Here is a 12,794-nt window from a genome sequence, read left to right on the forward strand (position 1 = left end):
ATGACGACTATTTGCAAACTTCTATTTTACATACAACGCGGACTACAACGCATACTACAACGTTATGCAAATGCGGACTACAACGCTCGCAAGTCAAAAACAAACGCTGCAGCCCGCAATTAATCACGCATATACCTCTATTTATTCATGATTTGCGCTAAAGACTTAACTCTAGGCAAGTCAAACAAATCATCCAAAAGAACGGGATTGCAATCGGCATCTGCCAAAGGAATACGCCAATTTGGATATTCGTCGTTAGTTCCAGGCTGATTTTGTGCTCTACGCTCGCCAGTGGCGTCAACAATCGACGCAGCAAGCAACTTAGAAGGCGCAGCTTTAAGCGCTTTATACAATGCTTCTACAATCTCTTGCTCATGCTGCGACTCGTCTTCTAACGCACTTTCGCTTAAGAATCCGCCAGAAACAAGCATCTTAAGCATTGCGTTATGCTCTTTAACAGCATCAGCGCGGAACTCTTCTACAGATCCAGAAAGAAGATTCAAACGCTCGCGAATATTAACGTGCTCGTAGTTTAAGTACCCTGCAGCAGGTGGCAAATCGTGAGTGTTTACAGAAGCAAGCGTCATTTCGCGCCACTTCTTAGGCTCGCGGAACGCGCCATCTCTCTGTTCAAACCACTCAACCGTGCATCCAAGAACCTTATTCTTAGCCAAAACTTCTAGAGCTTCAGCTGGCACAACGCCAAGGTCTTCTCCAACTACAACGCCATTTGCGCGCGTGGCTTCAATAGCAAGAATGCCAAGCATAATGTTTGCATCGTAGTAAACGTAAGCTCCGTCTCCTGGAGTAGATCCTTCTGGAATCCACCAAAGTCGGAAAAGCCCAAGAATATGGTCAATTCGCACAGCTCCAGCGGAAGCAAACATGCCATGAACCATATCTCTGTATGTCTTAAAACCTGTGCGCTCAAGCTCAAATGGATTAAGCGGAGGCTGAGACCAGTTTTGACCTTGCTGATTGAAATAATCAGGAGGCGCACCAACGCAAGCGCCATTGGCGAATCGCTCTGGATTCCACCAAACTTCGGAGCCTGCAGGATGCACGCCAACAGCCATATCCGACATAATTCCAATGCGCATTCCTGCTTTTTTAGCTGCCATTTGCGCGTCGTGCAACTGGCCGAACGCAACCCACTCAAGCCAACGATAAAACTCTAGCGTGTCTGGGAATTGCTTTGCTAAAGCGCTAATCTCATCGGAATCTTTAGTAAGATGCTTCTCCCAGCAGTCATCGCCATTAGGCGCACCCCACTTGTCGTAGCAAAGGCACCAAGTTGCGTAGGATTCAAGCGTGTCTCCCATATCTTTCTTAAATGCTTCAAACTTTTGCGCGCGCTTATCTGACATGCCCGACTTAAAAATAATCCACAAAGCGTGCATTTTTACGCGCCACATTGCGTCTCGATCAATAATTTGCACATCATTATTAAGCGGCTCTACTTGATTATGCAAATCGTCAACGCTTTTGCGATCTTGCTCGCTAAGAAGATTATATTCTGGAATGCTTTCTGGGCGAATATAAGTGACGTTTACCATAGACCTAGCAACAGGCAAATATGGCGAAGGCGTTAACGGAGCAACTGGCTCTCCAGCATGAAGCGGATTTATAAGAACAAAGTCCGCTCCCGACTTTTCTTTAGCTTTAACAAGCAAATCCGCCAGATCTGCATAATCGCCAACTCCCCAAGACTTAGAGGAGCGGATTGAATAAAGCTGAGCCATCCAACCCCAAATTTGCTTGCCATCTTTTTCTAGTTTCTCAATAGTATCAATGCTTTCTGGCGCGCTAATAAGAGTGGCCTCTTCTACGCGGTCGGCAACACTAACGCGCAAAGTATGATAGCCCATTGGAACGTCTGCAGGAATCTTAAGCAAAGACGTTGCTACAAACTTTCCGTCTACGGGAATTGCAACATCGTTTTTAGAAGGAGAAATTTGCAAATCACCCTTGTATTCACTGCCATCTTCCAAAATAAGTGTTGCTGTAGGATACTCCAAAATCCCAGTGTTTACGCTTACTTCGCTTTCTTTACCAACAGTGTGCAAAACTGTTGGAGCAACTAAGCGAGTGTGACGCTCATTAAGGATTTTTTGAGTTGCTTCTTCGATTTGTTTATCGTTTTGAGCTTCTACGCATAGTGATTGCAATACTTTTACAAGCACGCTATCGGCGATTTGATGCTCTACGCCATCCGATCCAACGAATTTGGAACGAACGCCCATTAGTTCAGCCAATCGCCTTAACGGACTTGTTGGTTGCACTGTTTCTTCATTTTTAGTGTTCATAGTTTCCATCGTAGTCTATTTGTGGGGTTTTAATGCAAACGTATGCAATTATTATTCATTTTACTTTTATACTCAAGACTTATTTTTATATTTAAGACTTATTTAAGACTTCTGACGCAGCAAGCGATACATCCGAGTCCTTATCTTTAGACAAAGCAATCAAAGTTGGCTGCGACACACCTGGATTAAGCGCCACTGCTCTTCTTACCATTGCAGAGAGCACAGGCGAATCGTTACTTTCTTCGCTTGCACCAAGAGAAGCTAGATAATCCAACGTTTTTGCGCTAACACCATTTGTCTGCGCGCCTTCTAATCGCATTTTCCAAGATGTTCGCGGATTACACAAAGCAGCATCTCTAACTTGCGCGCAAGAATCTTTAGTAAGCCTTCCAACTAGCCAATTCTTAGCATTTTCGTTCTTTGCAACAGCTAAACGAACATTACTTGATTCGTCTTGAGAAAGTTTAACCAAGATATTCGGGAATGGCATTACTGTTGCTAATCGAACGCGATCTTCTTCTGGAGTATTTGAATTGCCTGCTACAGCTTCCAAAAGTGCAGTCGCTCTAGAAAATCCTGCCTGATCCGACCTATCTGGCAACTCTTTTATAGCAAATTCATGCAATTCTTTAGAATCACTGGAATGCCTTAAATGCTCGTAAACAGCGGTTAATGGCTCGTATGAAGCATTGGAATTATTAGATTCATTAGACTCATTAGATAAATCATGGCTTGCACTATTGCCTAAATCTTCGTTTTTCTCAACGCCATTAAGCTTTTGCGCATCATTCATAAGAGACTCACCAACCTTTGCTTAGTCACTTATCTAATCTATCAGCTTTGCAACACAAATCTTAAAACACAAGAGTCACTAAAAATCACACACAACTTACTAAAAAATCACTAAAAATAAAAATCAGCAAATTCTAGTGCAAACACCGCAAAAATCTGGAATTATTACTCCAGAAAACGTATTTTTTACTGCTTCAAGAAATCTATCTGACTCTTTACACGGCACGCATACTTTTAATTCAATAGAAACGCCGTATTCTTCACTTATAACTTCCGCATTGTTTTTTAATAATAAATGCTTAAACATTCTTAAATGCGAGTACTCAACTTTGCAAGAAAAACAATTGCACTCTACAATATCCGCTATTTTACTAGACTTTATAGCACCTGCAGCCGCAGCAGAATACGCTCGTATTAATCCACCAGAGCCAAGCAAAATCCCACCAAAATAACGCGTAACTGTTACAACTGCGTCTACAACATTAGAAAACCTAATAACATCTAAAATTGGTTTGCCTGCAGTTCCAGATGGCTCGCCGTCATCGCTCATACGCTCGCACAATCTGCCATTTTTATCTGCGTAAATCGCAGCGTACGCAACGTGCCTTGCTTTGGGGTGAATCATCCTAATTGACTCTACAAACTCAAGCGCTTCTTCAGCACTAGAAATGTGGCACGCGTCCGAAATAAACTCTGACTTCTTTTCCACAAAAGCAAAGTGCGCAGGATTCTCACATAAATCAGTTACGGTTCGCATATTCTTCATATTCGATATTCAATATTATTCGACATTCGATATTCAATATTCAATATTCAAATCGTTTTCAATTCAAACAGTCTTAAAGCTACAAAAGATTATATGCAACCGCTAGAATTACAAATCACAAATCACAAATCACAAATCACAAATCACGACTTATCGTAACGCATTAAGTGATCTACAACGTCTACAAGCTCTGCAACTTTCTTATCTGTAACCTTTTTATTTCCAGCGTCTTGCGCTTCTTCTAATGCCTTTGATATTTCTTGATGAGCAACTATAAGCGCAACTGCCCTAAGAGCTGCCGTAGATGCAGAAAGTTGCATAAGAATGTTGTTGTAGTCTTCCCCTTTTTCAACCATATTTTCAACAGCGTGAACTTGCCCACATACTCTATGCAAGCGAACCAACATCTTTTCTTTATCTATGTTGTAGTCACTCATAAAAAAACCTCATTTGAAAACAGTGCTTTTATATACTATTTACATAATAATTGTGCGTTGTATAGTACGCAAAACTATAAGCGCCAAAAAGCTATGTTTATAGAATAAATTATGCATATTATACAACGCAACTATTCTTATCTGTTTTAAATATATCCCAATTAATATATCTCAACATACATGTTTTACAAATTTATGCACATATGAATCAAATATTTTATGAGAGATTTTATGCAATGTAACTTACGCGTTTTGCCAAAATCACAGATCCTGCAATAAGCAATATAGCCAGAGAGAACATTAATGTTGTTTCAACTTTTACGCCAGTTGTTACTAGATGCCCAACATTAGCACCTAGACGAGCATGGCGTCGTTTTGAATTCTTTGTTCCACTTGCATATTGATTATTTGACTGCGAATTCTGCTCTACATTAGAGTCGCTTACTTGTTGATTACCTCCATACTGAGAATCTCCCTGTTTAGAATCTCCCTGCTGAGTAGCACTTTGGTAAGTATCAACCTTCTTAGAATCACCTCTCTGAATAGTACCTGATTTAGTAGCTGTATATTTACCTTCCTTGCTATCTTCCTTGGTTGCAACATGCTCAGATTTATGCTGAGAATCCGTTTTAACATTACTTTGATCATCTTTTTTATTGTTTTTTTCATTAATTTTATCGTTATTAGCATTACTCTTAGCATTACTCTCGCCAGCCGCATCTGCATTTTGATGAACCGTATTATTGGTTCCAGCATCTACTTGCGCACCGAGCGTATTATTATTCACTCCAGCGTTTACACCAGATTGCGCATTGTTGCCAACTTGCGTGCTGCCAGACTGTGTGCCAGCAACTTCATTTTGCGCACTAGAACCTTGCGTACCGCCAGGCTTTTCGCTAGAACCACCAGGCTGCTCTTTACCAGGATTCACATTACCAGGCTGCTGTTGTTTACCAGGATCGTTTTTCCCAGAACCCTGTGTGCTACCAGACTGAGTATTATTGCCAGCTTGCACACCAGAACCTTGCGGATTCTGAGGACTCTGAGGACTCTGAGGATTCTGAGGATTCTGAGGATTCTGAGGATTCTGCTTTGAAATAATATTATCTACAACGCCACCACTAGAAGACGTCTTTGGATCAACTTCACTACCCGTAACATTTCCACTACCAGCAGGCTCGCTCTTATCTGGATCTTGTTTACTAGGCTTTTCGCTAGAACCTCCAGGATTATCCTGCTTACCAGGATCTTGCTTACCAGGATCTTCACTAGAACCACCAGGCTTTTGCACACCAGGCTCACTCTTCACAGGATTCGCATTACCAGACTGCTCTTTTCCAGGCTCACCCTTACCAGGCTCACCCTTCGCACCAGCATTCTCCGCCTTATTAACAGTCACAGTAACAGGCTTATTTCTATCAAAGAAGCTTCTACTATCTTCGTTATTAAACGACGTCTTAAACTCTTGCGCTCTAGAAGAACCTGGGAATTCATAAACAAAAACATACATTCCACTTTTAGCCGTATTGCCGTCTAAAAGATCGATCATATCTCCAACTTTTTCAAACTTTTCTTTTTTATTCTCAGCACTTCTGTTCTCTTTGTTATCTTCACTGCCCTTGTTATCTTCACTATCGCTATCTTTGCCAGATTCTTTGCCAGCTTCTTTGCCATTAGACTCGTTATGAGTAAGAATTATCTTGCCGTTCCCAAGCGTGTAAGTTCCATTACGCAATGGAACATCCCATGAATCTATTTTCTTATGATTTTCGTCTTCTTTAGGCTCTTCTACAGAGCTGGAAACAAGCTTTACCATATTTTCGTTGCTCATTGAACCATCTTTGTTTCCAACCCACCAAAGACGAATGTTCATCTTTGCATCTTTACTAAACCCATAATCGGTATTTCCATCAAATTTTCCGTAGTCTTTTGGAACACCACTAACAACTATCGCATCCGAAACGTCATTTGTATCTTTGTTTTTTAGATTCTTAACATGTTCAATCGATATTTTTGCCTTATGCGAAACTGTTGAATTTACGTTTCCAAATTCTTCAACAAACTTTCCTGGAATAAACTCTCGAACGTCGTCTTTTTGATTTCCGGGATCAATAAACCAAACCCACGTTCCAAATAATCCTGCATCGTCTTTGTTCACTTTATAAACTTTTGCGCTAGCAAGTTCATCTTTAGATAAGTCACCTTTTGCTTCGTGCGCAACCGCCTTAACCTCTTGATTTTCTCCCGAAAAATAAACATCAGCTGCAGCAACTTGACGAATATTCTTATCTTCTCGTAGTTCCTTTATATACTCTTCTACTTTGTCTTTTTTATTTTCGCGTTTTTTCATAATATCGTTATAAGAACCAACAAAGTAGTATCCGCGAGCACGAACGTCTTTACCACTTACCCACTCACCTTCAGTAGGATTCTTTAGCGACGAAGTAACAGTATCTTCTACAGAATCGCCTACTTTCAACTCTTTTACAGTCGACTTAGAAGAAAGCGAGGGCTGGAACTTTCTGTGCGCTCTCTCTGTTAATACATTTGTAAATTCTTTGACTTTTTCATCTTTTGCTACTCGTATTAAAGCTGCTCCATTCCCTATATCTTTTCTTTGCAAATATGGAATGTAGTATTCACCCTTAATTTCTGCTTCACCTTCTCCTGTTGCAACCCAATCAATTCCATACAACGTACTATAAGATCCAATGTGATCTTTAACCTCTTTAACCTGTTTCTTATCTTTTATAAAACGCAACTTATCGCCTACTGCAGTAACTTTAAATTTTGTATTTTCGCTGTCATATGTAACATTTCTTTCATCAACACCCTGTGTATCAATAACTACCCTTCCACTCCTTGCATAGTAGGTAGCATAAGGGTCAAGTATTTTGAATCCCATACACTTAGGCGTTTTTTGGGTTACTTCGTTCCATAGTTTTTCTGCATCTTCCTTTAAGTTAGACGCACCATCAAATCCCCTACGCTTCGCTTCTTCCCACCCGCGTTTATCTTCATCATAATGTTCATGAATTAAATATGCTGCAGCCTCCATTCGGGATGTAAAATCATTTTCAATAGCAGACTTAGCTATTCTTGCTGTGATTTCATTAATATTGTTAACATCAAGCGGAATATCTCTCCAATCGGAATCAGCTTTTACAGTTGATCCCGTATTAATGCAAAATACGTAATTACCATCATCATCTTTTTTTACAATTTTTCTGCTCGGACTCACTTTTGAACAGGCATCACTATACGTATAGTATTGAGCAAAAATATCCGCAGAAGCAGCATTTATTGCGCCATTACCAACAACAATTGCAATAGTCGCCAGCAACGCTGTCAGTAAAGAGAACATTCGCGTGCGCTTATTGCGTAAAAAGATTGGAATCCCTTTACATCCATGTTTTCCCATATCAACTCCTTAAAACGTTGTTTTCTCTAACGTGACAAACGTTTTTGCTAGCCACGATGAACGAAAAATTCGCTCATGCTCTAACTATGATTTAGGAATTTCAATCTGTAAATAAAAAACTTTCAATGTGGTTAAAGGCTATTTTAGAGGGTAGTTATCCACATTGTTATACACAATTGTGCACAATTACACACAATTACGGCGGCTGCTGGCGATTTGCAACGATTAAGTGGGAATACAGGGAATACAGTGAATCGGATTATGGGTTATAGGCCAAAAATCAAAACAAAAAGCTCTAAACCGCTGATTTTTCAACGATTTAGAGCTAAACCGCGGAGTCAGAGAGATTCGAACTCTCGAGCCGCTTACGCGACTAACACCTTAGCAGGGTGCCCCTATCGGCCACTCAGGCATGACTCCACTTTGTAACTATTCAAGATAGCAACAGGTTCAAACTATATCACCTCTTGAGGACGTGCACAATGCTTAAGCGACACACCAAACGCACAAAAGAAGCTTATATAACGCGCAACAGTATTTATGCGGGATTGTGATCTCCCGAAAATGTAATCACAACAGCCAACATAACTAAAGCCATTCCGCAAACATCAATCAACGTTGGCATTTCACCAAATCCCATGCCAACAAGCGCCGCAATCGCAGGGTAAAGCGCTTGCATAACTGAATATCTTGCCGAAGATACACGCTTTAGCAAAACCTGGTCTAAAAGAGTTGGAATAAAAGACGCGCAAATCGCAATAACAACCATTAATCCAAGAAGTTTCAAAGATCCATAAGGCTGAGCAGCCCAAGTTGCACTCGATTTAGGATGCACAACATGCAAAATTGCAGGGATTCCAAGAACACTCGATTGCAAAAGCCAACCAATTAAAATAGCTATACTAACTCGGTCAATTGCATTAGACCCTCTTGCAAGCATGCGCCCAGAGACAATGTACATTCCCCACATTGATCCGCCAATAAGAATCGCCACTAATCCAACAAGAAAATGCGGGCTTTCGTTAGAGCCCATCGATGCACTTGCAAGAAGCACAATTCCGCAAGCCGCAATAACAATACCAACGCGCTCACGCCATGTTTTACCCGTTATAACAGCAACCATTAAAGGCCCTACAAACTCAATAGTTACAGCCACCCCCACAGCCATGCAACTAATAGCTAAATAAAACATTGTGTTCATAAGAACAACAGAAATGCCTACAGCAACAACAATTGCCCATTCTTTTAACGTTTTAGGAAGAGAGTTGCGAGCGCGCTTTTTACGCGAAAAAGGCCTTCTCCAAGCAAGCAAAAACAAAGACATAAACCCAACGCGATACCACACAGAATAAAGCGGATCGAGCTGGCTAAACGCGACCTTTGCTATAGACGTTGCTAGATAGACCGTTGCAGCTTCTACAACAACGATTAGCAAAACAGGCATGCGATTTAGCGCGTTTACTATGATTTGTTTCATAAAGCATACCCTACACGGCAGTAGTTATATTTGCCAGTAGTTATTTTGCGTATTTTACACTTATTTTTCGTAAACTTATTGCGACACGCTATTGCACAAAATCGAACGTTTGTTCTACTATAAATTCATGAGCACAGCACCGCGAGTTAATGCAGCTAAACGCGATTGGGGGCGCAATGCGTCTGGCTGCACAATACTTCATATCGATATGGATGCATTTTATGCATCACTCGAGGCGGCGCGTAATCCTAGGTTACTTGGCAAACCTGTGATTATTGGTACAGGCTCGCGCTCCGTAGTTTCGGCAGCCAGCTACGAAGCACGTAAGTATGGCGTGAATTCAGCTATGCCTACAGCGCGAGCACGAAGCTTGTGCCCTAATGGCATTTTCCTGCCGGTAGATATGCCATATTACGTTTCCATTTCATCTAGGATTTTTAAGGAGGTCTTTTCAAAGATCACAGATAAAGTTGAGCAGGTTTCTGTAGACGAGTGTTACATGGACGTTAGCTCAGCGTTGTTGCGCTGGAAAACGCCCATCGCCATAGGCGAGTGGATAAGAAGCGAAGTCGCGCGCAAGTTTCACATCACTTGCTCTGTGGGGATTGCATCAAATAAGCTGATCGCAAAAATGGCGTCAACGAACGCAAAGCCAAATGGAATGTTGATTATCCCCCAAAATCGCAATGCCGACTTTGTTTCAATAATGCCATTACGAGCAATACCAGGAATTGGACCTGCGCTTGCTAAAAAACTAGCTACGTGGGGAATAAACAGCATTGAGATGCTTAGAGGTGTAGATGAGAAGACTTTGGAACGAGTTGCTGGGTCTAAAGTTCTTGCGCGAATGCTTTATAACACTTCGCGCGGAATTGACACACGGCAAGTAACGCCCCACGTTCCAGAAAAATCCATTGGAACAGAAAGCACTCTTGATAAAGACACCACGGATATTGCAGCAGTGAAAAACCTGATCAGGCACTGCTGCAACGAAGTGGCACAAGAATTACGCAATCGCAACACAATGGCAAAAACAGTAACGTTAAAATTGCGATTCAGCGATTTGCACTATGCAACAAGATGCAAAACATTAAGGAATGTAACCGATTGCGCTACAGAGATTTATAAGCACGCTTGCGATTTACTAGAATCAGTAAATCCAACGGTTCATGACCACAAATTAGGCGGAAGTCATGTTTGTTTACTAAGCTCCGTTAGGCTTGCTGGCATTAGCGTAAGCAATCTTGTAGATAAAAGCAAAGCGCTTGTTCAGCCTACGATTAGCGACATCTTAGAAGAGAACGAAAGAGAAAACACCATAAGTGGTATGCGTAAAAATTCAACAGAAATTGCGCAAAACGCAATAAAAAATACGCATGCAAGAATAAGTCACGCAGAACACGTATTAGATGCAGTAAGAAAAAAGTATGGTAAAGATGCTGCTCAAATGGGCATTTAAGCATCTTTTTTAGGAAGAGCAGCTACGCGATCTTCATCCCAGCCAGATGGGCCAGCTTCTTGCGCTCCGCCTAAATCGCCAAGTTTGTTAAAGTATTCCACAGCAGCGTCTTTATACCATTCCCACTCTTCTGGAACATCGTCTTCGTAAAAGATGGCTTCTACTGGGCATGCAGGCTCGCATGCACCGCAATCAACGCATTCGTTAGGGTTTATGTAAAGCGTACGATCGCCTTCGTAAATGCAATCAACAGGGCACTCGTCAACACACGCTTTATCTTTAACGTCAACGCACGGTTCTGCAATAACGTAAGGCATAACAAACGCCCCCTTTCACACTCAAAAATAAACTAACTCTTCCATTATAGTTCACATTACGAGTGCAAAACGCGTTGAGTCGGCATACGTAATCGCATACCGACTCAACGCAATTAAATCAACATCTCAAAAAATCAACGTCTAAAAGCAAAAGCCTATTGAGCATCCTCTTGAGCAGACCCAACAGCCACCTCTTGAGCCACCTCTTGAGCCACCTCTTGAGCTGCCTCAGCTCGCGCTTGATCTTCCGACTCGCCTTCCGCAACTTTTTCTGCAGCAGCAGCATCTTGCGCAAACAAGGTTTCTACTGGAACACCAAGCTTCTTAGCTTTACGAAGTTGCCTTCCAAGCAAAGAATTGCGGTAAGAATAGCCAAAGTACACAATAAAACCGATTGCAAGCCAGATTGCAAAACGAATCCATGTAAGCACAGAAAGGTTTAGCATAAGCCAGAACGTAGAAAGCGCGGCGAAAATAGGTAGAACTGGATTCCATGGAACCATAAATGATCGATGCAAATCAGGTCTACGCATACGCATAATAGGAACGCCTGCCGAAACAAGCAAGAACGCAGAAAGCGTACCAATATTCACCATATCGGAAAGAATTCCAATATCTAATGTAGAAGCGATTATAGCAACTACAACGCCAGAAACAATCTGAATACGTGCAGGGATTCCGCGCTTGCTAACCTTAGAGAAGCTGCGTGGAAGCAAACCATCTCGGCTAACAGCAAACACAATACGCGTAAGGCCCAAAAGAAGAACCATAACAACAGTTGTTAAGCCGATTACAATGCCAAGAGAAATAATCTTAGCAGCCCAAGTTGCACCTACAAGCTCAAAGCTAGTAGAAAGCGAAGGAGCCTCTTGCTTAGCCAAATCCTTGTAAGAGACCATACCAGTTGTAACAACAGCAACAAGAATGTAAAGAACAGTCACAATCAAAAGACCAAGACCAATGCCCCTAGGAATGTTCTTGTGTGGGTCTTTAGTTTCTTCTGCCGTAGTTGCAACAACGTCGAATCCAATGAATGCAAAGAATACAAGTGCTGCGCCAGAAAGAATACCCGTAACGCCGTAAACAGCTGGCTGCATGCCAGTAATCCACTGCCAGAGCGGCTGGCTCATAGTGCCAGAAACGTGAATACCCTTAACGCTAGCAACGTCTGTTGCAGGTGGAACAAATGGAGTGAAGTTAGACGCCTTAATGTAGAAGAATCCAACAACAACAACAAACAGAACAATACCAATCTTCAAGATTGTTAAAGCACCGTCAAAACGAGCAGAAAGCTTTGTTCCAACAACAAGCATAATCGTAAAGAACGCAACAATAACTACTGGAGCAAGATCAAAAGTAAAACCGCCAATATTTACCGAAGTAGATACGTTAAGACCAAACAAGTGCATTAAATCGTTAAGATAAACGCCCCAATATTTGGCTATAACAGATCCTGCCATAAGCATTTCCAGAATCATATCCCAGCCAATAATCCAAGCAACAAGCTCGCCGACTGTTGTATACGTAAAGGTGTATGCAGATCCTGCAACAGGAATCATCGAAGCAAACTCCGCGTAGCACATTGCAGCCGTTCCGCAAACGATTCCAGCAATAATAAAGCTAATAATCACTGCAGGACCTGCGTGGAATGCTGCTGCTTGAGCGCCAACGGAGAAGATTCCAGCGCCAACAGCAACAGCTACGCCCATAACTGCCAAATCCCAAGCATTTAATGTACGCTTAAGATGGCGATCACCATCCATTGTTTCTGCAATAGTCTGTTCAACAGACTTTTTTCTCCATATTTGCATAATCCAAC

At 41.7% G+C, this 12,794-nt stretch carries 9 protein-coding genes and 1 tRNA gene; 1 reads left to right on the forward strand and 9 read right to left on the reverse strand.

The features are described 5' to 3' along the window. Positions 1 to 137 precede the first annotated feature (137 nt). From malQ to NYP67_RS00340, 7 genes are all read right to left on the reverse strand, one after another. A complete protein-coding gene (gene malQ / locus NYP67_RS00310; RefSeq protein WP_415695059.1) occupies positions 138 to 2,306 on the reverse strand; it encodes a 4-alpha-glucanotransferase in 2,169 nt (722 codons plus the stop codon). Between the two features lie 91 nt (positions 2,307 to 2,397). Beyond that, entirely contained in the window at positions 2,398 to 3,099 is a 702-nt protein-coding gene (locus NYP67_RS00315; protein ID WP_004131691.1) for a hypothetical protein, read from the reverse strand. A gap of 123 nt (positions 3,100 to 3,222) precedes the next feature. After that, entirely contained in the window at positions 3,223 to 3,864 is a 642-nt protein-coding gene (locus NYP67_RS00320; RefSeq protein ID WP_101889562.1) for an IMPACT family protein, read from the reverse strand. A gap of 143 nt (positions 3,865 to 4,007) precedes the next feature. Further along, entirely contained in the window at positions 4,008 to 4,301 is a 294-nt protein-coding gene (locus NYP67_RS00325) for a metal-sensitive transcriptional regulator (RefSeq protein ID WP_004131689.1), read from the reverse strand. Between the two features lie 229 nt (positions 4,302 to 4,530). After that, positions 4,531 to 7,722: a peptidase gene (locus tag NYP67_RS00330; protein WP_415695005.1), complete on the reverse strand. Its 3,192-nt coding sequence runs from the start codon at positions 7,720 to 7,722 to the stop codon at positions 4,531 to 4,533. 333 nt (positions 7,723 to 8,055) lie between these two features. Further along, positions 8,056 to 8,142, reverse strand: a tRNA-Ser gene (locus tag NYP67_RS00335). Positions 8,143 to 8,260: 118 nt separating this feature from the next. After that, positions 8,261 to 9,199: an EamA family transporter gene (locus NYP67_RS00340; protein ID WP_018627604.1), complete on the reverse strand. Its 939-nt coding sequence runs from the start codon at positions 9,197 to 9,199 to the stop codon at positions 8,261 to 8,263. Positions 9,200 to 9,326: 127 nt separating this feature from the next. On the opposite strand from NYP67_RS00340, the gene dinB reads away from it, so the two are divergent. Next, the gene (dinB, locus tag NYP67_RS00345; RefSeq protein ID WP_101889559.1) at positions 9,327 to 10,658 is read left to right on the forward strand and encodes a DNA polymerase IV; all 1,332 of its coding nucleotides are present in this window, start codon (positions 9,327 to 9,329) and stop codon (positions 10,656 to 10,658) included. Here the strand turns inward: dinB and fdxA are convergent. Then, positions 10,655 to 10,975, reverse strand: coding sequence for a ferredoxin (fdxA, locus tag NYP67_RS00350; RefSeq protein ID WP_004131685.1), 321 nt, complete (start codon positions 10,973 to 10,975; stop codon positions 10,655 to 10,657). The genes dinB and fdxA overlap by 4 nt on opposite strands. A gap of 155 nt (positions 10,976 to 11,130) precedes the next feature. After that, positions 11,131 to 12,786, reverse strand: a complete 1,656-nt coding sequence (locus NYP67_RS00355; RefSeq protein WP_415695003.1) for an APC family permease — start codon at positions 12,784 to 12,786, stop codon at positions 11,131 to 11,133. Between the last annotated feature and the right edge of the window lie 8 nt (positions 12,787 to 12,794).

It is taken from the genome of Gardnerella sp. c23Ub_4 (assembly GCF_055804115.1).